Annotated in this window: 16 protein-coding genes; 8 read left to right on the top strand and 8 right to left on the bottom strand. The window is 73.6% G+C overall.

Translation table 11 applies throughout. The features are described 5' to 3' along the window. The first annotated feature begins 108 nt into the window (after window positions 1-108). Window positions 109-1,149 carry an aldo/keto reductase gene (locus AB0912_RS18960; RefSeq protein ID WP_366701062.1) on the top strand — a complete coding sequence of 347 codons (1,041 nt, stop codon included), beginning with the start codon at window positions 109-111 and terminating at the stop codon, window positions 1,147-1,149. Between the two features lie 260 nt (window positions 1,150-1,409). Further along, the gene (locus AB0912_RS18965) at window positions 1,410-2,606 is read left to right on the top strand and encodes a D-alanyl-D-alanine carboxypeptidase (protein WP_366701064.1); all 1,197 of its coding nucleotides are present in this window, start codon (window positions 1,410-1,412) and stop codon (window positions 2,604-2,606) included. A 525-nt stretch (window positions 2,607-3,131) separates the two neighbouring features. Here AB0912_RS18965 and AB0912_RS18970 read toward each other — a convergent pair. Continuing rightward, entirely contained in the window at window positions 3,132-4,025 is an 894-nt protein-coding gene (locus AB0912_RS18970; protein WP_366701066.1) for an SDR family oxidoreductase, read from the bottom strand. A gap of 145 nt (window positions 4,026-4,170) precedes the next feature. Between AB0912_RS18970 and AB0912_RS18975 the strand changes: the two genes are divergently transcribed. Then, on the top strand, window positions 4,171-5,817 hold the full coding sequence (locus AB0912_RS18975) for an alkaline phosphatase D family protein (protein ID WP_366701068.1): 1,647 nt from the start codon (window positions 4,171-4,173) through the stop codon (window positions 5,815-5,817). Here AB0912_RS18975 and AB0912_RS18980 read toward each other — a convergent pair. Then, window positions 5,804-6,832: a Gfo/Idh/MocA family oxidoreductase gene (locus AB0912_RS18980; RefSeq protein WP_366701070.1), complete on the bottom strand. Its 1,029-nt coding sequence runs from the start codon at window positions 6,830-6,832 to the stop codon at window positions 5,804-5,806. The two genes, AB0912_RS18975 and AB0912_RS18980, sit on opposite strands and share 14 nt — an antisense overlap. A gap of 82 nt (window positions 6,833-6,914) precedes the next feature. On the opposite strand from AB0912_RS18980, the gene AB0912_RS18985 reads away from it, so the two are divergent. From AB0912_RS18985 to AB0912_RS19005, 5 genes are all read left to right on the top strand, one after another. Next, window positions 6,915-8,477 carry a multidrug effflux MFS transporter gene (locus tag AB0912_RS18985; protein WP_366701072.1) on the top strand — a complete coding sequence of 521 codons (1,563 nt, stop codon included), beginning with the start codon at window positions 6,915-6,917 and terminating at the stop codon, window positions 8,475-8,477. After that, window positions 8,411-9,604: a serine hydrolase domain-containing protein gene (locus tag AB0912_RS18990; protein WP_366701074.1), complete on the top strand. Its 1,194-nt coding sequence runs from the start codon at window positions 8,411-8,413 to the stop codon at window positions 9,602-9,604. Before AB0912_RS18985 ends, AB0912_RS18990 begins: the two co-directional genes overlap by 67 nt. A gap of 422 nt (window positions 9,605-10,026) precedes the next feature. After that, window positions 10,027-11,019, top strand: coding sequence for a small ribosomal subunit Rsm22 family protein (locus tag AB0912_RS18995; protein ID WP_366701076.1), 993 nt, complete (start codon window positions 10,027-10,029; stop codon window positions 11,017-11,019). 134 nt (window positions 11,020-11,153) lie between these two features. Continuing rightward, on the top strand, window positions 11,154-11,816 hold the full coding sequence (locus tag AB0912_RS19000; RefSeq protein ID WP_366701078.1) for a TetR/AcrR family transcriptional regulator: 663 nt from the start codon (window positions 11,154-11,156) through the stop codon (window positions 11,814-11,816). 185 nt (window positions 11,817-12,001) lie between these two features. Further along, window positions 12,002-12,739, top strand: coding sequence for a bifunctional DNA primase/polymerase (locus tag AB0912_RS19005; RefSeq protein WP_366701080.1), 738 nt, complete (start codon window positions 12,002-12,004; stop codon window positions 12,737-12,739). A 27-nt stretch (window positions 12,740-12,766) separates the two neighbouring features. Here AB0912_RS19005 and AB0912_RS19010 read toward each other — a convergent pair whose 3' ends face one another. The 6 genes from AB0912_RS19010 to AB0912_RS19035 all read right to left on the bottom strand — a co-directional run bounded on the left by AB0912_RS19010 (window position 12,767) and on the right by AB0912_RS19035 (window position 19,181). After that, window positions 12,767-13,798 carry a hypothetical protein gene (locus AB0912_RS19010; protein ID WP_366701082.1) on the bottom strand — a complete coding sequence of 344 codons (1,032 nt, stop codon included), beginning with the start codon at window positions 13,796-13,798 and terminating at the stop codon, window positions 12,767-12,769. Beyond that, a complete protein-coding gene (efeU, locus tag AB0912_RS19015) occupies window positions 13,755-14,630 on the bottom strand; it encodes an iron uptake transporter permease EfeU (protein WP_366701084.1) in 876 nt (291 codons plus the stop codon). The genes AB0912_RS19010 and efeU overlap by 44 nt, the downstream gene beginning before the upstream one ends. 2 nt (window positions 14,631-14,632) lie before the next feature. Next, window positions 14,633-15,916 (bottom strand): iron uptake transporter deferrochelatase/peroxidase subunit, encoded by a 1,284-nt coding sequence (gene efeB / locus AB0912_RS19020; protein WP_366701087.1) that lies wholly within the window; start codon window positions 15,914-15,916, stop codon window positions 14,633-14,635. Between the two features lie 22 nt (window positions 15,917-15,938). Continuing rightward, the gene (gene efeO / locus AB0912_RS19025; protein WP_366701089.1) at window positions 15,939-17,087 is read right to left on the bottom strand and encodes an iron uptake system protein EfeO; all 1,149 of its coding nucleotides are present in this window, start codon (window positions 17,085-17,087) and stop codon (window positions 15,939-15,941) included. A 190-nt stretch (window positions 17,088-17,277) separates the two neighbouring features. Next, complete coding sequence (locus tag AB0912_RS19030; RefSeq protein WP_366701218.1) at window positions 17,278-18,096, bottom strand: heme ABC transporter ATP-binding protein; 819 nt, start codon at window positions 18,094-18,096, stop codon at window positions 17,278-17,280. Window positions 18,097-18,161: 65 nt separating this feature from the next. After that, complete coding sequence (locus AB0912_RS19035) at window positions 18,162-19,181, bottom strand: iron ABC transporter permease (RefSeq protein ID WP_366701220.1); 1,020 nt, start codon at window positions 19,179-19,181, stop codon at window positions 18,162-18,164. Window positions 19,182-19,188: the final 7 nt, after the last annotated feature.

The following is a 19,188-nucleotide window of genomic DNA, read 5'->3' on the forward strand; positions in this document are numbered from 1 at the left end:
CCGCGAGACCCGCCGGGCTGGACGAGCCGGACGACATCCCGGCCGGCCGGGACGACTTCCCGCGCGGGCTTGTGTTCACGTGCGCTCCAACTCCTAGCGTTCCGGGGCATGGAGAACTTCGGGAACAGGACACTGGGCGGCACCGGCACCGGCACCGGCACCGGCACCGGCACCGGCACCGGCAGTGCGGGCGGTATCGAGGTGAGTGCCCTCGGCTTCGGCTGCTGGGCCATCGGCGGCGAGTGGGCGACCCCGGACGGGCAGCCGCTCGGCTGGGGCGCGGTGGACGACGAGGAGTCCGTACGGGCCGTCCGCCGCGCCCTCGACCTCGGCGTGACCTTCTTCGACACGGCGGACGCGTACGGCGCCGGGCACAGCGAACGGGTGCTCGCGCGGGCCCTCGGCAAGCGGCGGGCCGACGTGGTCCTCGCCACCAAGTGGGGCAACGTCATCGACGAGGACCGCCGCCTTCTCACCGGCACCGACGACTCCCCGGCGTACGCCCGCCGCGCCCTCACCGCCTCGCTGCGCCGGCTCGGCACCGACTGGATCGACCTCTACCAACTGCACATCTCCGACGCCGAACCCGAGCGGGCCGCCGAACTCCGCGACGCCTGCGAGGAGTTCGTCCGCGAGGGGCTGATCCGCGCCTACGCGTGGAGCACCGACGACCCGCGGCGCGCGGCCGTGTTCGCGGCGGGGGAGCACTGCGCGGCCGTGCAGCACCGGCTCAACGTGCTCCAGGACGCGCCCGAACTCGTCGCTTTCTGCGAGGAGTTCGGCCTCGCGAGCATCAACCGCAGTCCGCTGGCCATGGGGCTGCTGACCGGCCGGCACGCGCCGGGGCGCACCCTCGCGGCGGGCGACATACGCAGCGCGCCGCCCGCCTGGCTGCCCGGCTTCACCGGCGAGGGCGGCGCCGACCCGCGGTGGCTCGCCCGGGTGGAGGCGCTGAGGGAGATCCTGACCAGCGGCGGCCGTACCCTCGCACAGGGCGCCCTCGGCTGGCTGTGGGCCCGCAGCCCCCGGACCGTGCCGATCCCGGGGTTCCGCTCGGTCGCCCAGGCCGAGGAGAACGCGGGCGCGCTCGCGAAGGGGCCGCTCACCCCGGCCCAGTTGGCCGAGGCCGACCGGATACTCGGACGCTGAACGGCCCCCGCTCCGAACCGGACGACTCGGCGCCCGTTGTGGGCGCGGCCACACGCGGGGGAGGAACCTTCGCGCCGGGCCGGCGCCGGATATGCCTGAACCGAGAGAGAGCCGAGAGAAGCGGGGGCGGGTGCGGGGACCTGCGCGAACCGGGGAAACGGGCGGGCCCGGGGTGCCTTTGCCGACCCTTGGGGATCGGCTTCCCTTTCCTTGGTCACCCCGCTGTCGAGCCGCGCGGAGCGGCTTTGTACGGTCCCGGGATGCGTGATTCTTCCGGGCTCTCCCGCCGTGCCGCTCTGGGCCTCGCCGCCGCCGTTCCCCTCGCCGCCGCGACCGCGGGCCCCGCCTCCGCCGCCACGACGATCGGCGGTGCGCGGCTCGGCCGCGCCGGGGTCCAGACGAGCGACGGCACGGCGCTGCCCAAGCACCTCACGGCCCGCGCCTGGCTGGTCGCGGACCACGCCAGTGGCCAGGTGCTCGCCTCCTACCAGGCGCACCGGCGCCTGGCACCCGCCTCCACCCTGAAGATGCTGTTCGCGGACACCGTGCTGGGCAAGTTCGAGCGGACCCAGACGCACCGGGTGACCGACGCCGAGATCGCCGACGTGCCCGCGGGCTCCAGCCTGGTCGGGATCAAGCCCGGCATCACCTACACGGTCGAGCAGTTGTGGCAGGGCGTCTTCCTGCGCTCCGGCAACGACGCCGTGCACGTGCTCAGCCACATGAACGGCGGTGTCCCCGCCACGGTCGCCGAGATGCAGGCCAAGGCGAAGGACCTGCAAGCCCTGGACACGCACGTGGTCAGCCCCGACGGCTTCGACCACCCGGGCCAGCTCTCCTCCGCCTACGACCTGACGCTGTTCGCCCGGCACGGCCTGGCGAACGCCGACTTCCGCGGCTACTGCGCGACGAAGACGGCCGACTTCCCTGCGGGCGGCAAGAAGACCTTCCAGATCCAGAACACCGACCGCCTGCTGACCGGCGCGTGGGGCGTGAAGACGTACGACGGTCTGATCGGGGTGAAGAACGGCTACACCAGCCACGCCGGCAACACCTTCACCGGTGCCGCCACGCGCGGCGGGCGCACGCTCCTCGTCACGGTGATGCACCCGAAGAGCGGCGGCAGCGGCGTCTACGAGGAGGCGGCCCAACTGCTCGACTGGGGCTTCAGGAACGGCACGGCCGAGCCGGTGGGCACGCTCGTCGATCCGCTCAGCGAGGGCGGCGCGAGCGCCGCCCCCTCGCACCGGGCGGCGAAACCGGCGGCGGGAGCCCCGGCCGCCGGCCCGAAGAGCGACGGCTCGCCCTGGGGGCTGGTCGGCGGGGCCGGCGCGGCGGTCGTCCTGCTCGCGGGCGGCGCGGTGGCCCTGCGCGGACGCCGGCGCCGTACGGCCCAGGAGGCGGCCGACGCGTCCGCCGAGACATCCGGCGGGGGCCGCCGCCGACGCAAGCGCTGACCCCGGACGCCCGGCCCGAGGAAGCACCGCGCGCCGCACAAGCACCGGGCGCCGCACAAGCACCGGGCGCCGCAAACACCGCGCCGCGCCGCGCTGGACAGAGCGAGTCCGCACGGCGAAGCACCGCACGGCAAAGCACCGCACCGCAGAGCACCACACAGCAAAACACCGCACAGCCCTGACAACTGTGCGGTGCCTGCCGTTCCCATGGCGTCAGCCGCGCCGCGATCCGGTGCTTTCCCCGCGTCCCGCGCGGGGCCCGCCCCCACCCGGGCCGCGGAGCGACTGCCACCTCCCCCCTCGGTATGGACCGTTGGCCGTACCGAAGTCTCTTCCTCCAAGTGTGAAGCTCTCGTGGAAGAACGAGGTGTTGAGCATAAGCCCATCACCGGTTCGTATGGTCCGGAGATTCAGCTTCCGTTTGTGTAGGTTGACGGCTTGACCAGATGTGGTGAACGCCGGCGCCGTTTCCCCCGTACCCGACGGACGGGCCGTCGTGGACGTGCCGGCGGGGCCGGATGCGGGTCAGCCGCGCCCCACGTAGGGCATCGCCGTCGCCAGTACGGTCGCGAACTGCACGTTCGCCTCCAGCGGCAGCTCGGCCATGTGCCGTACGGTGCGGGCCACGTCGGCCACGTCCATGACCGGTTCGACGGCGAGTTCGCCGTTCGCCTGGAGTGTCCCGGTCCGCATCCGCTCCGTCATGTCGGTGGCCGCGTTGCCGATGTCGATCTGGCCGCAGGCGATCCGGTACGGGCGGCCGTCCAGGGAGAGCGACTTGGTCAGGCCCGTCAGCGCGTGCTTCGTCGCGGTGTAGGCGACCGACCGGGGCCGGGGTGTGTGCGCCGAGACGGAGCCGTTGTTGATGATCCGGCCGCCCTGCGGGTCCTGCTCCTTCATCTGCCGGTACGCCGCCTGGGCGCACAGGAACGCGCCGTTCAGGTTGGTGTCCACGACGTGCCGCCAGGCCTCGTAGGACAGTTCCTCGACCGGCACCCCGCCGGGGCCGAACGTCCCCGCGTTGTTGAACAGCAGGTCCAGCCGGCCGAACCGGTCGCGTACCGCCGCGAACAGGGCGGCCACGTCCTCGGGGCGCGCGACATCCGTGACGACGGCGATCGAGGGCGCTTCCGGCACGAGCGCGGCGGTCTCCTCCAGGGGCTCGGCGCGGCGCCCGGCCAGCGCCACCGACCAGCCGGCGCGGAGCAGTTCGACGGCGACCGCGCGGCCGATGCCGGAGCCCGCTCCGGTCACCACCGCCGTCTTCGCCTCCTGGAAATCCCGGGACGCCTGGGACGCCTGGGACGCCTGGGAAACCCGGGAAGCCTGGGGGGCCGGGGCGTCGGGAGCGTCCGGGGTGTCCGGGGTGTCCCGGGTCTCCTGGGGGTCCGGGGGGTTCATCGCGTTCATGGCGTTCATGGGCCCGCAGCGTACGGGAGGCCCCGTTGACGGGGCCGGCATCCGGAACTCATCCCCCCGCCATGCTCCTGTTGTGTACGCGCCAAGTCGCCGTCGATCCCGGCCACTCCAATGCCGAGTACCACCACCGTCAGGGGAGGGCCAGATGACACCCGCAGCCCACGAGCATCCGTCGCAGCACGCCCCCGAACTCCGCGCCGTCGCACGGCACATCGGGCGCCGCCGCTTCCTCACCGTCACCGGCGCCGCCGCGGCGCTCGCCTTCGCCGTCGACCTGCCGGGCGCCGGCGTGGCGAGCGCCGCCGAACTCGACGCGGCGAGAATCACCGAGAACCCCTTCACGCTCGGCGTCGCCTCCGGTGACCCGCTGCCCGGCTCGGTGCTGCTGTGGACCCGGCTCGCGCCCTCGCCGTACCAGCCCGACAGCGGATTGCCCGCCCAACGTGTCGCCGTGCGCTGGGAACTGGCGCACGACGAGCGCTTCCGCCGGATCGTGCGGCGCGGCACCGCCACCGCGCACCCCGAGTACCACCACGCCGTACACGTCGAGGTCGGCGGACTCGACCACGACCGCGTCTTCTACTACCGCTTCACGGCCGGCGGCTGGACCAGCGAGACGGGCCGCACCCGCACCGCCCCCGCCCCCGGCGCCCACGTCCCGGCGCTCCGGCTGGCCGCCGTCTCCTGCCAGGCCTACCACGACGGCTACTTCACCGCCTACCGCCACCTCGCCGAGGAGGACGTCGACGTCGTCTTCCACCTCGGCGACTACCTGTACGAGTACGCCGTCGACTCCGCGGGCGGCGCCCGCAAGTACACCGACCGGACGCTCCCCGCCCTCTTCAACCACGAGACGGTGACGCTGGAGGACTACCGCCTGCGGTACGCCCTCTACAAGTCCGACCCCGACCTGCGGGCCGCGCACGCCGCCCACCCCTTCGCCGTCACCTGGGACGACCACGAGACGGAGAACAACTACGCCGACGACATCGACGAGAACGACGGCCCGCCGGAGGAGTTCCTGCTGCGCCGCGCCGCCGCCTACCGCGCCTACTGGGAGAACCAGCCGCTGCGCCGTCCCCAGCTCCCGGTCGGGCCCGACGCCCAGCTCTACCGCAGGCTGGTCTGGGGCCGGCTCGCCCAGTTCGACATCCTCGACACCCGCCAGTACCGCTCCAACCAGGCCTACGGCGACGGCTCGCACGTACCGGGACCCGAGTCGGACGACCCGGCGCGCACCATCACCGGCGCCACACAGGAACGCTGGCTGATCGACGGCTGGCGCACCTCGCGCGCCCTGTGGAACGTCGTCCCGCAGCAGGTCACCTTCTCCCAGCGCAAGCTGGACCTGAACCCCGTCGCCAAGGTGTCCATGGACGCCTGGGACGGCTACCGGGCCTCCCGGCAGCGGGTCCTGGCCGGCGCCCGCGCCACCGGCACCGACAACCTGATGGTGCTCACCGGCGACGTGCACGTGGGCTACGCCTTCGACATCCTCGCCGACTTCGACGACCCGGCGTCGAAGGTCCTCGGCACCGAGATCGTCGCCACCTCCGTCACCAGCGGCAAGGACGGCGCCGACCGGCCCGCCAACTGGGCCACCTACACCCAGGCCAACCCGCACCTGAAGTTCTACAACGGGCGGCGCGGCTATGTGACGGTCGAGCTGGGCCGGCAGGCCGCGCGGGCCGACTTCAGGACGGTGACCGCGGTGACGACCCCGGGGGCGCCGGTCAGCACGGCCGCGTCCTTCGTGACGGAGGTCGGCGACCAGGGGCTCAAGCAGGCCTGACGTCCACCGCGCCGGCCTCGCCGGGATAGCGGACGCCGACGCGGTCCCGGATCGTGTCGAGCGTCCGCATCACGGCGAGCGTGCCGTCCAGCGGGACGAGCGGGGACTCGCGCTCGCCGGCCCGCAGGGCGCGCATCACCTCGGCGGCCTCGTGCCGCAGGCTGTTGCGGGGCCCCGCCGACGGCTCCGCGCGGAACGTCTCGGGCTCGCGGCCGTCGCGGTGCACCACGAAGTACTCCGGGAAGAAGAAGCCGTCCGGGATGTCGACGCGGCCCTCGGAACCGGTCACGGAGGCGGCCACCGGGGTGCCGCCGTTGATGGAGCAGTGCACCGATGCGAGAGCGCCGCTCTCCCAGGAGAGCAGTGCACCCGTCTGGAGATCGACGCCCTCTTCGGAGAGCACCGCTCTCGCGACGATGTCCGACGGCTCCCCGAGCAGCAACTGCGCGAACGACACCGGATAGACGCCGAGATCGAGCAGGGCGCCGCCGCCCTGCGCCGGGTCGCGCAGCCGGTGGGCGGGCGGGAACGGGCCCGCCAGACCGAAGTCGGCCTGCACGGTGCGGACTTCACCGATCACCCCGTCGTCCACCAGCGCCTTCAGCCGCCGGACCAGCGGATTGCAGTACATCCACATGGCCTCCATCAGGAAGCGGTCGTGCCGCCGGGCGAGACCGACGAGTTCCTCCGCCTCCCGCGCGTTGAGCGTGAACGCCTTCTCGCACAGCACATGGCGGCCCGCCTCCAGGCACATCCCGGCCGTCGCCCGGTGCGCCGCGTGCGGGGTGGCGACGTACACGACGTCGACGTCCTCGTCCGCCGCGAGCGACGCCCAGTCCCCGTACGCCCGCGGGATGCCGAACCGTTCCGCGAACGCCTTGGCCGAAGCGTCCGAGCGGGAGGCGACGGCCACGACCTCGGCGTCCGGCAGGTCCACCAGGTCGGCCGTGAACGCCGCGGCGATCCCGCCGGTCGCCAGAATCCCCCACCGCACGCGTTCGCGCTCGCCCGTCATGCCCGCACCTCGTTCTGTGACCCCGAACACGCTGTTCGAACTGAGAGCATAGGGGGCGCATCACTCGGAGAGGGAGGGGCACATGCCCGAGCGTGGCCGCACCACGCGGGACCAGGAAGGCCCGTACGGGCCCCCAACGGACGCGACCGCCACCGCACCGGCGACAGCCACCGCACCGGCGCCCACCACCGGCACCGCACCGGCGACCGGCACAGCACCGGCGACCGCCACCGGCACCGCACCGGCAACCGCCACCGGCACCGCACCGGCGCCCACCACGGGCACCGCGCCGACGCGCGCCGCCGTGCCCCGGCCGGGCGCGGTGCCCGCACCATCACGGGCCGCGGGCGCCGACGCCACGGACCCCGGCGCCGGAAGCACCAGGCAGGCCGGACACAGCCGGCCCGGCGGGCGTACCGGACTGCTCGTCACCCTCGTCCTCGGCGGGCTCACCGCCACACCCCCGCTCGCGATGGACATGTACCTCCCGTCGCTGCCGGAGGTCACCGGAGCCCTGCACGCCCCCGCCGCGACGGTGCAGCTCACGCTCACCGCCTGCCTCGCGGGCATGGCGCTCGGCCAGCTCGTCGTCGGCCCGATGAGCGACCGGTGGGGCCGCAGACGCCCGCTGCTCTCCGGCCTCGTCGTGTACGTCCTCGCGACCGTGCTGTGCGCGCTCGCCCCCACCGTCGAACTCCTCGTCGCCTTCCGCCTCGTCCAGGGGCTCGCGGGCGCCGCCGGCATCGTCATCGCCCGGGCGGTCGTGCGCGACCTGTACGACGGCGACGCGATGGCCCGCTTCTTCTCCACCCTCATGCTGATATCCGGGGTCGCCCCGGTCGTCGCGCCGCTCATCGGCGGCCAGATCCTGCGCGTCACCGACTGGCGGGGCGTGTTCGTCGTCCTCACCGCCGTCGGCATCGCGCTCACCGCGGTCGTCTGGGCGAGGCTGCCCGAGACGCTGCGGCCCGAGGACCGGCACGTGGGCGGCGTCGGCGAGGCGCTGCACGCCATGCGCGGACTGCTCGCCGACCGGGTCTTCACCGGCTACATGCTCGCCGGCGGTTTCACCTTCGCGGCCCTGTTCGCCTACATCTCCGCCTCCCCGTTCGTGATCCAGGAGATCTACGGCGCCTCCCCGCAGACCTTCAGCCTGCTCTTCGGCGTGAACTCCGTCGGCCTCGTGATCGCCGGTCAGATCAACGGCAAGGTGCTGGTCGGCCGGGTCCCGCTGGAGAAGGTCCTCGCGGTGGGGCTCGCCGTCGTCGTCCTCGCCGCGACCGCCCTGCTGCTCATGTCCGGCGGCGTGTTCGGAACCGTCGGGCTCGCGCCGGTGGCCGTCGCGCTGTTCGTGCTGATGTCCGCGATGGGCCTCGCGCTGCCCAACACCCAGGCGCTCGCCCTCATGCGGGTACGGCACGCGGCCGGTTCCGCCTCCGCGCTGCTCGGCACGACCTCCTTCCTCGTCGGCGCGGTCGCCTCACCGCTCGTCGGCGTCGCGGGCGAGCACACCGCGGTCCCGATGGCCGTGGTCCAGCTGACGGCCGTACTGGTGGCCGTCGCCTGCTTCGTGGGACTGTGCCGTCCCCGGAGCGCGGGGCACCCGGCGGGGCACCCAACGGACCGAAAGGCGGCGGAGAGCTGAGCGCACCCAGACTGCGGATCGACACACCGGAACGCGCCGGACTCGACGCCGGAGAGCTGCGGCGGCTCGCCCGCGAGGTCCGCGCCCTCACCGAGGGGCCCGACCCGTGGGCGGCGGGCGTCGTCATGGTCGCCGGACGCGGCCCGGTCATCGCCGTCGAGGAGGCGGCCGGATGGGCGGTGCGCTACGCGTCCTACGACGAGGCGGCCGGCGCGGGCCGGGAGCTGGCGGCGGAGGCGCGCGTGCCGGTGACCGTGCACACGCCCTTCGACCTGGCCTCGCTCACCAAGCTGTTCACGGCCGTCGCCGCGGTGCAGCAACTGGAGCGCGGCACCCTCGGCATCGACGCCCGGGTCGGCGCGTACCTGCCCGAGTTCCGCGGGGTCCGCGAACACGGCGTCACCGTACGGCAGCTCCTCACCCACACCTCCGGGCTGCGCCCCGAACTCCCGCTGTACGACTGCCCGGACGACTCGGCCCGGCTGGAGACGCTGCGGGCCGAGGCGCCCTCGTCCGCGCCGGGGGAGTACCTGTACTCCGACCTCAACCTGATCCTGCTGCAGTTCGTGCTGGAGCGGGTCAGCGGCCGGCCGCTCGACGTCCTGGTGCGGGACGGCATCACCCGCCCGCTCGGGATGAACGCCACCGCCTTCGGGCCCTGCCCCGGCGCCGCCGCCACGGAGGACCAGCGCCGGCCGTGGGGCAAGGCGGACCGGGGCATGCTGCGCGGGGTCGTGCACGACGAGAACGCCTGGGCGCTGGGCGGGGTGGCCGGTCACGCGGGCCTCTTCTCCACCGCGCGGGACCTGGCCGTCTTCTGCCGCACCCTGCTCGCGGGCGGCAGTTACGGGCCCGCGCGCATCCTCGGCCCCGACTTCGTCGAACTCCTGCTGACCCCGCCCGGGCTCGGGTTCGCCCTCGACCAGCCCCGGTTCATGGGCACCCTCGCGGGCGGCGGCGCGGCGGGTCACACCGGGTTCACCGGCACGTCCCTGGTCCTCGACCCGGTCACCGGCACCTTCCTGGTCCTCCTCGCCAACACCGTCCACCCCGTCCGCCGCCCACCGGACAACACCCCCCGGGCAGCGGCGGCCACCCGCCTGCGCAGAGCGGTACGAGGCACATGAGCCCCCCCCGCACCGGCAACCCGCCGACGGCGGGCAGCCCCCACGGGAGGGCCGAGCTTGTCGGGGGACGGTGACGGGCGGTGCGGGGGCGGGAGACGATCCGGCCGGAGGCCGGCCCAGGACCCGCACCCGCAACCCGCCGACGGCGAGCAGCCCCCACGGGAGGGCCGAGCCTGTCGGGAGAGGGTGACGGGCGGTGCGCGGGCGGGGAGACGATCCGGCCGGAGGCCGGCCCAGGCCCCACACCCGCAACCCGCCGACGGCGGGCAGCCCCCAGGGGAGGGCCGAGCTTGTCGGGGGACGGTGACGGGCGGTGCGCGGGCGGGAGACGATCCGGCCGGAGGCCGGGGGCCGTACCCCCCTCCGGAGCAGGGGGACCGCCCGCGCCGCGGGCGACGCGCCGCACCTGAGAGAATCGCCCCGTGAACGCCCCCCCGCCCCCCGCCGACACCCTGCGCAGCGCCCTCGCGGACCTCCTCGACGGCCTCCCGCCGAAGGCGGCCACACAGGCGGTCGACCGGCTGATCGTGAACTACCGGGGCACCACCCCGACACACACCCCGGTCCTCCGCGACCGGTCGGACGTGGCGGCCTACGCCGCGTACCGGATGCCCGCGACGTTCGAGGCGGTCAGCGCGGCCCTCGACGCGTTCGCGGACGCGGTACCCGGCTGGGCGCCGGCCGGCCACGTGGACGTCGGCGGCGGCACCGGCGCGGCGACCTGGGCGGTGAACGCGACCTGGGCGGGCGCCCGCGAGGTGACCGTCCTCGACTGGGCCGAGCCAGCCCTCGCCCTCGGCCGCGAGATCGCCGCCGCCAACCCCGAGCTGACCGGCGCCACCTGGCAGCGCTCTCGTATCGGAGCGGCGCTCACGATCGAGAGCACCGATCTCGTCACCGTCTCCTACGTCCTCGGCGAACTCACCGAGGACGACCGGGCGTCCGTCGTGGACGCCGCCGCGAGCGCCGCCCAGGCCGTCGTGGTCGTCGAGCCCGGCACCCCCGACGGCTACGCCCGCGTCCTCGCCGCCCGCGACCGCCTGATCCGCGCCGGATTCCACGTCGCCGCCCCCTGCCCGCACAGCGCGGCCTGCCCCATCGTCCCCGGCGAGGACTGGTGCCACTTCTCCGCGCGGGTCGCCCGCTCCTCCCTGCACCGCCAGGTCAAGGGCGGCTCCCTGCCCTACGAGGACGAGAAGTTCAGCTACGTCGCGGCCACCCGCTTCCCGCCCTCCCCGGCGCCCGCCCGTATCGTCCGCAGGCCGCAGATCCGCAAGGGCCAGGTGCTCCTGGACCTGTGCGAACCGGACGAGACCCTGCGCCGCGAGACGGTGACCAAACGCCACGGCCCCCTCTACAGGGCGGCCCGCGCCACCGACTGGGGCAACGCCTGGCCCCCGCCCGAGGCCGGCTAGAACCGGCGGGCCCGTACCCCGTACCCCGTACCCCCGTACCCCCGTACCCCCGGACGCGCGGACGCCCGTACCCCCGCACGCCCGTACCCCCGCACGCGAGACGGGCCGTATCGCGTGCCTGGTAGGTTCGGCCCATGGCCGAGAAGCCCCCCTCCAGCCCCGATCCCGCCCCGGGCCCCGGCCCCGTCGAGCGCCCCGGCCCCGACGCCAGCCGGCGCAGCGAGAGGTCCCGCCGCGCGATCTACGCCGCCGCCCTCGCCCTGGTCGGCGAGACCGGCTACCCGAAGACCACCATCGAGGGCATCGCGGCCCGCGCCGGAGTCGGCAAGCAGACCATCTACCGCTGGTGGCCGTCCAAGGCCGACGTGCTCCTCGACGCCTTCACGGACCTCGGCGAGCGGACCGCCCGGGCCGCCGGACAGGAGCCGTACACCCTCCCGGACACCGGGGACCTCGCCGCCGACCTCAAGCTGGTGCTGCGCGCCACCGTGGATGAGCTGCTCGACCCCGCCTTCGAGGTGCCCGCCCGCGCCCTGGCGGCCGAGGGCCTGGTCAACGACCGGCTCGGCGCCGAGTTCGTCGCGCGGCTCCTCGAACCGCAGCTCCGGCTCTACGTCCGCCGGCTGCGCTCCGCGCAGGAGCACGGCGGCATCCGCCCGGAGATCGACCCCCGGATCGCCCTGGAGCTGTTCGTCTCCCCGCTCGCCCAGCGCTGGCTCCAGCGCACGGCCCCGATCACGTACGACTACACGGACACCCTGGTCGACTACGCGCTGTACGGTCTCGCCCCCCGCTGATCGGTCCTGTCCTGTCCTGTCCTGCACGTGCGGAAATCGTCACACTTCATGCAATAACCCCTGATCAGGGCCGGGTGGAGGCATCGTCCCACCTACCCCGGTTGTCGGCTCCGGCCACCCGGGGCGCAGGATGGTGGGACCATGGGCAAGGACGACGAGTGCACTACGGCTTGGCGAGGGGATAGATGAGCGCAGAGTTCGGACGCCGCTCCGGCGCGCAGGGCAGGATCTCCCAGTGGCTGCGCGGACGCCGGCCGAAGCCCCCTGCGGAGACGTCCGAGGCCCGGCGCGAGGCCCTGCTGCTCGCCGCCGCCGACGCGGGCCTGCCGCTCGCGCAGGCCGCCCACCCCGTGGGCTACCGCTGTTCCTGCGACCGCGTGGGCTGTCCCACGCCCGCCCGCCACCCCGTCTCCTTCGCCTGGCAGACGCAGTCCACCACCGACCGCGCGCAGATCGAGCGCTGGGCCCGGCACCAGCCGCAGGCGAACTTCATCACCGCGACCGGCATGGTGCACGACGTCCTCGACGTGCCGCTGGAGGCCGGCCGCGAGGCGCTGGAGCGGCTGCTGGCCGCGGGCGTCGACGTCGGCCCGGTCGCCGAGACCGGCGACGGCCGGATGCTCTTCTTCACCCTCACCCGCGGCACCCCCGAGGACGAGGACGAGTGGTGGCCCTGCGAGCTGGACTGCCACCCCGAGACGATGGACGAGCACCCCGGCTTCCGCTGGCACTGCCGCGGCTCCTACGTCCTGGTGCCCCCGGCCCAGCTCCCGGGCGGTCTGGGCGTCGACTGGGTGCGCGGCCCCGAGCATCCGCTGCCCGACCCGCTGACCGTGCTGGAGCCCCTCACCGACGCCTGCGCCCGCTACGCCGGGGAGAACGGCGGCGCCGAGCAGCTCGCCGCCTGGCCGCACCGGGGCTGAGCCGCGGCCCCGGGCCGGCCCGCCGGGCTACTCGCCCTTCGCGCCGGTCAGCCCCTCGACCCGGCCGAGCACCGACACCCGCCGGTCGCCCGCGTTCTTCGCCGGGTCCAGGGCCACCTGGTTGGAGACGAACTCCAGGGTCAGCGACTGCTTGATCTCCCCGGTGGTCAGCGCCTGGACGTCGGCGTTGGGGGTGGGGACCTCGGTGCCCTCGGCGGCGGTCTGCTTCTCGAAGCGGTGCGTCGTGAAGAACACCAGCGCCCCGCCGTCCGCGGTGCGCAGCCCCACCGGCGCGTAGTCGCCCGCCGTCAGCGGCTCGTCGATGTACTGGCGCGCGAGCCCCGGCTTGCTCGCGAACTTCTCGCGCTGGGCCCGCCACCGCGAGGTGTGCGTGCCCGCCGCGAACGCGCCGCCGCCGGCCCGCAGATAGGTCGCGTAGGCGCCGGGAAGCTTCTCCGGTTCGACGGCGAGCGCGGGATCGTCGGCGGGTACGGGCTCCGCCCAGCCGTCCGCGTTCCTCGCCAACCGCGGTACCTCGTCGGCCGCGAGGACCGTCAGATACGCGGCCTGCCACACCTCGGAAGCGCTGCCCCGGGTGAAGACCAGCAGCCAACGGCTGCCCGGCGCGCCCTTGTTGGCCGCGGTGTCCGCGAGGAACCAGCGCGGCCACGCCGCCTTCGCCGGTATGGAGAACCTCGCGTCGTGGAACTCCAGCGCCGAATGCGCGGGATTCCCGCCGGGGTTGTTCTTGTGCCCGGCCTTCAGCTTGGCCGCGTCGATGTCCGCGAGCGGCCCGGCCACCCGGTCCGCGTCCCGCGTGCGGTCGTACGTCCTGTCCGCCTCGTTGTAGGCGGTGGTGAAGTCCCTGAGCGCGCGGGCGGCTTCGGCGCGGGTCGCCGCCGGGACCACCTCCCGCTCGCCGTGCACCACCACACAGCCGCTGGCGACGGCGGACAGGGCGGTCACCGCTCCCGCCGCCCGGATGAACCGGACGAACCGGCTCAGGCCGGCGGAACTACGGGGCCTTCGTGGGCCGCGACCCGTGTGATCCCTGCTCATCAGGTGCCGTCACCTTCCCCTTCCCGGAGGCGAACCCTACCGGGGCGAGGAAGACCGCGAGCGTCGGGACCAGGTACAGCGCCCACACCGTGACCTGGAGGACGGTGGGGTCGGGCTGGAAGTTGAAGACGCCCTTGAGGAGGGTGCCGTACCAACTGGTGGGGTCGATCGTGCCGCTGATGTCGAAGGCCAGGTTGGTCAGGCCGGGAATGAAGTCGGCCTCCTGGAGGTCGTGCACGCCGTAGGCGAGGACACCGGCCGCGACGACGACGAGCATGCCGCCGGTCCAGGTGAAGAACTTCGCCAGGTTGATCTTCAGGGCGCCCCGGTAGAAGAGCCAGCCGAGCAGGACGGCGGTGGCCAGGCCCAGGGCGACGCCGATCAGCGGGCGGGGGGTGCCGTCGCTCGCGGCGTGCACCGACGCCCACACGAACAGGGCGGTCTCCAGGCCCTCGCGGCCGACGGCGAGGAAGGCGGTGGCGACCAGCGCGCCGGTGCCCATGGCGAGCGCGGCGTCCAGCTTGCCGTGCAGTTCGGCCTTCAGGTGACGGGCGGTGCGCCGCATCCAGAAGACCATCCACGTCACCAGACCGACGGCGACGATCGACAGCGAACCGCCGAGCCCCTCCTGCGCCTGGAACGTCATCTCCTGCGAGCCGAACTCCAGCGCGCAGCCGAAGCCGAGGGCGACGGCGATCGCGACGCCGATGCCGATCCAGATCGGCCGCAGGGCGTCCCGGCGGCCGGTCTTGACCAGATAGGCGATGAGGATGCAGACGACGAGGCTGGCTTCCAGGCCTTCGCGCAGCCCGATCAGGTAGTTGGAGAACACGGTCAGGCCTCCTTGGAGAACAGCGTGCGGCCCCACCAGTCGTCCTTGTCCCGGACGCCGGGCGGGACGGCGAAGACCGCCGAACTCACGTGCTGGATGTACTCGTTGAGCGCGTCGGACCGCGACAGGCTGCGCTGCAGCGGGATGAACCCCTTGCGCACGTCGCGCTGGTACGCGAGGAAGAACAGGCCCGCTTCGAGGCGGCCGAGCCCGTCGGTGCCGTCCGTGAAGGAGTAGCCGCGGCGCAGGATCGTCACCCCGTTGTTGGAGTCGGGATGGGCGAGCCGGACGTGCGCGTCGGGCTTCATCGCCTTCAGGAACGGCTCGTCGTGCTCCTTGGCCTTGCCGACGGGGGCGCCCTCGCCCTTGTCGCGGCCGAAGACGTCCTCCTGCTCCTGGAGGGAGGTGCGGTCCCAGGTCTCGATGTTCATCCGGATGCGCCGGGCGACGAGATAGGAGCCGCCGGTCATCCAGTCGGTGCCGTCGCCCTCGCCGACCCACACGAACTTCCTCAGCCGCTCGGTCTCGGTGCCCGCGATGTTGCGGGTGCCGTCCTTGAAGCCCATCAGGTTGCGCGGGGTCTGCGCGCCCGGGGTGGTGGAGGAGGTCTTGCCGAAGCCGAGCTGCGACCAGCGGATGGCGACCGTGCCGAAGCCGATCCGGGCCAGGTTGCGGATGGCGTGCACGGCGACCTGCGGATCGTCCGCGCAGGCCTGGACGCACAGGTCGCCGTCGCTGCGCGCCTTGTCGAGGTTGTCGCCGGGGAACCGCGGCAGGTCGACGAGCGCCTCGGGCCGCCGGTCCGCCAGGTCGAACTTCTCGAACAGGGAGGGGCCGAAGCCGATCGTCAGCGTCAGCCGGGAGGGACTCAGGCCCAGCGCCTCGCCGGTGTCGTCCGGCGGGGCCTCGGCGAGCCCACCGTAGGCGCCGTCGCCGACGGGGTGCCCGGCGGTCATCCGGGCCGCCGCGCGCGTCCAGTCCTTGAGGAGCCGGACGAACGCGGCGCGGTCGTCGGTCTTCACGTCGAACGCGGCGAAGTGCAGCCGGTCCTGGACGGCCGTGGCGATACCGGCCTGATGGGCGCCGTGGAAGGGGACCGGGCCCCCGGCGTCCGATCCGGCCGGGTCGACGTCGTTGCCGGTACGGGTCATCGCGACGGCACCGCCGGCCACGGCGGCACCGAGCGCGAGCCCGGCACCGCCCCAGCCGATCAGCGAACGCCGGGACGGCGCGGAGCCGCCCGCGACGGGTCCGGTGCCCGCCGTGCTGTCCGGGGCGTCCGTCATCGTGCTGTTCCTCCGTCCGCGGCTACTTGACGACGGCGGCGGCGAGCTTTGACAGGGGCTCGGCGAGCGCGTTGACCGCGTCCGACAGCTCCTTGCGCTGCTCCTTGGTGACCTTGTCGTACGACACGAAGCCGTTCTGCGCCTTGTCCTTCGGGTCGTCGGAGCGGTACTTGTCGAGCGTCGTGTTCAGCGCAGCGAACTGCTTGTCCAGCTCGGTGGTCAGCGCCTTGTCGTTCTGCTCGGCGACCGGCTTCAGCAGCTCGTACGACTTCTGGGCGCCGTCGACGTTGGCCTTGAAGTCGCTGAGGTCGGTGTGCGAGTAGCGGTCCTCCTCACCGGTGACCTTGCCGGTGGCGACCTCGTCCAGCAGCTCCTTGGCGCCGTTGGCCATGGAGGTCGGGGTGATCTCCGCCTTGCCGACCCGCTTCTGCCAGTCCTTCAGGTCCGAGACGAGCTGGTCGGCGAGCGTCTTCTGCTCGGCGCCGATCTTCTTGTCCGTCCACAGGGCCTTCTCCAGCGCGTGCCAGCCGGTCCACTTCTGGCCCTTCTCCAGGCCGTCCGCGCGGGTGTCCGTCTTCGGGTCGATGTCACCGAAGGACTCGGCGATCGGCTCGGTGCTCTCCCAGCCGACACGCGAGGGGGCGAAGGCGTTCTTGGCGGCTTCGAGGTCGCCGGCCTTGACCGCGTCGGCGAACGTCTGCACCTTGGGGAGCGTCGCGTCGGCCTGCTCCTGCGCGTACTCGCGGTAGGCGGCGACGGCCTTGTCCAGACGCGGGTCGCGCTTGGCGACCTTGCCGCCGGTCACGGTGAGCTTCTGGCGCACGCCGAGGCCCTTCATGCCCGGCCGGCAGGCGATCTCGTACGTACCGGCCTTCACCTCGGCGGTCAGCGTGTACTTGGTGCCCGGGCCGATGTTCTCCTTCTCGGAGACGATCCGGTCGTCCGGGAAGAGGATCTCGACCTCGGTGGCCTTGGAGCCCTTGTTCTCGATCTTCAGGGTGACCTGTCCGGCCGGCACCGACTTCACCGAGGTGTCGCAGGTCGAGTCGGCGGCGGTCACCTGGATCGCGTCGCCGTCCTTGGCGTCGCTCTTCTCGGTGCAACCCGTGACGGCGGCCAGAGCCGCCGCGGTGGCGGCGGCGGTGACAACGGAGAGTCGGACGGCTCGCATTCAGGCTCCAAGAGAAATCGGACAAACCGCACGGTGAGACCCGTGTCGGCATGGTGAGGCTGGCCTAACTTATCTGAGGCTTGCCTTGGTGGTACCCGGTCGTTCGGTGATTCAGCTCTCACCCCCGGCGTACCGAAACGGTGAGATCACGGTGACTCAAAACACACCCCACGGAAGGGTCAAGGGCGGGTCAAGCGTCCCGTTTCGGAGTGATCAGGGCCGCCCCGGTGCGCGGATGCGGAAGCACCTCGACCGGCTGCCGGTACACCTCGGTCAGCAGCCCGTCGGTGAACACCTCCGCCGGCGGGCCGTGCGCCGCGACCCGCCCCGCGCACAGCACCGCCGCCCGGTCCGCGTACGCCGCCGCGAGCCCCAGATCGTGCAGCACCACGACCACGGCGTCCCCGGCCGCGGCCCGTTCCCGGCACACCCGCAGCACCAACTCCTGGTGCCGCAGGTCGAGTGCGGCCGTCGGCTCGTCGAGCAGCAGCAGCGGGGCGCGCTGCGCGAGCACCCGGGCGAGCGCCACCCGGGCCCGTTCCCCGCCGCTGAGCGCGGCGAACGAGCGCGACGCGAAGCCGGTGACCTCGGTGGCCGCCATCGCGGCGGCGACCGCCGCGTCGTCGTCGTACGGGGTGCGGGCCCAGGGCGCCCGGCCCATCCGGACGACCTCCTCGACCGTGAACGGGAAGGACAGGGCCGCCGACTGCGGCAACACGGCCCGGCGCAGCGCGAGTTCGGGCGCCGTCCACTCGGCCGCCGGACGCCCGTGCAGTCGTACGACCCCCTCGGCGGCGGGCAGATCGGCCGCGAGCGCGGACAACAGGGTGGATTTTCCCGCCCCGTTGGGCCCGACCAGCGCCAGCACCTCGCCCGCGCGGGCGGCGACGTCCACCCCGAGCAGCACCTCCCGGCCGCCCAGGCGGACGCGCAGCCCCGCCGCCTCGGCCAGTACCTCGCCGGGGCCGGGCCGCGGTGGCGGAGCGGGCCGCTCGGTCCCCGGAAGCAGCAGGCCGAGGGCCGTACGCCGGAGCCTGGAAGGCGTCGTAGGACCGGTCTTCGCGCGAGCGGTTCTCACGCCCAGCCTCCTTGCTTGCGGCGGGTCCTGCGCAGCAGCCACAGGAAGAACGGGCTGCCCAGCAGGGCGGTGAGGACCCCGAGGGGGAGTTCGGCGGGCTGGGCGATCGTGCGGGCGGCGAGATCGGCGGCGAGCAGGACGGCCGCGCCGCCGAGCGCGCTGCCCGGGATCAGGAACCGGTGCCCGGGACCGGCGGCCATCCGCAGCAGATGCGGGACGACCAGACCGACGAAGCCGATGATCCCGGAGACGCTGACGGCGGCGGCGGTCAGCAGCGCGATGACCAGCACCAGCACGATCCGCAGCCGCTCCACGTCCACGCCCAGGTGCCGGGCCGGACGCTCGCCGAGGGCCAGCAGATCGAGCCGGCGGGCGTACAGCGGCGCCACCGCGAGACCGGCCACGGCGCACGGCAGCACCGCGAGGACCTTCGGCCAGGTCGCCTGCGCCAGCGAACCGAGCTGCCAGAAGGTGATCTGACTGACGGCAGCGGAGTCGGCGAAGAAGAGGAACAGCCCGATCAGCGCGCCCGTGAAGGCGTTCAGGGCGATACCGGTGAGGATCAGGGTGACCACCTCGGTCCGGCCGCCCGAGCGGGACATCGCGTACACCAGCAGCACGGTGGCGAGACCGGTCACGAAGGCGACCCCGGGGACCGTCCAGCCGCCGAGGAAGTCCAGGCCCAGCGCGATGGCGGCGACCGCCCCGACCGCGGCGCCCGACGAGACGCCGATGACTCCCGGTTCGGCCAGCGGATTGCCGAACACGCCCTGCATCAGGGCGCCCGCGCAGCCCAGCGAGGCGCCGATCAGCAGCGCCAGCACGATCCTCGGGAACCGTACGTCCCACAGCACCGACTCCGGGACCCGGTCGAGGGCGGCGCCCCCGAGACCGATCCGGTGGGCGACCGAGCCGAGCACGTCCCCGACGGGGATCGGATACGCGCCGAGCCCGGCCGCGACCGGGACCAGTACGAGCAGCAGGGCGACCAGACCCGCCGTCAGAAACCAGGGGATGCCTCGG

Source organism: Streptomyces sp. NPDC007084, assembly GCF_040703595.1.
GTDB lineage: Bacteria > Actinomycetota > Actinomycetes > Streptomycetales > Streptomycetaceae > Streptomyces.

Coding starts and splice junctions, on each gene's coding strand:
- AB0912_RS18965 (WP_366701064.1), top strand. CDS start 1,410: ATGCGTGATTCTTCCGGGCTCTCCCGCCGTGCCGCTCTGGGCCTCGCC.
- AB0912_RS18970 (WP_366701066.1), bottom strand. CDS start 4,025: ATGAACGCCATGAACGCGATGAACCCCCCGGACCCCCAGGAGACCCGG.
- efeO (WP_366701089.1), bottom strand. CDS start 17,087: ATGCGAGCCGTCCGACTCTCCGTTGTCACCGCCGCCGCCACCGCGGCG.
- AB0912_RS18980 (WP_366701070.1), bottom strand. CDS start 6,832: ATGACGGGCGAGCGCGAACGCGTGCGGTGGGGGATTCTGGCGACCGGC.
- AB0912_RS19005 (WP_366701080.1), top strand. CDS start 12,002: ATGAGCGCAGAGTTCGGACGCCGCTCCGGCGCGCAGGGCAGGATCTCC.
- AB0912_RS18960 (WP_366701062.1), top strand. CDS start 109: ATGGAGAACTTCGGGAACAGGACACTGGGCGGCACCGGCACCGGCACC.
- AB0912_RS18975 (WP_366701068.1), top strand. CDS start 4,171: ATGACACCCGCAGCCCACGAGCATCCGTCGCAGCACGCCCCCGAACTC.
- AB0912_RS19000 (WP_366701078.1), top strand. CDS start 11,154: ATGGCCGAGAAGCCCCCCTCCAGCCCCGATCCCGCCCCGGGCCCCGGC.
- efeB (WP_366701087.1), bottom strand. CDS start 15,916: ATGACGGACGCCCCGGACAGCACGGCGGGCACCGGACCCGTCGCGGGC.
- AB0912_RS18985 (WP_366701072.1), top strand. CDS start 6,915: ATGCCCGAGCGTGGCCGCACCACGCGGGACCAGGAAGGCCCGTACGGG.
- AB0912_RS19010 (WP_366701082.1), bottom strand. CDS start 13,798: ATGAGCAGGGATCACACGGGTCGCGGCCCACGAAGGCCCCGTAGTTCC.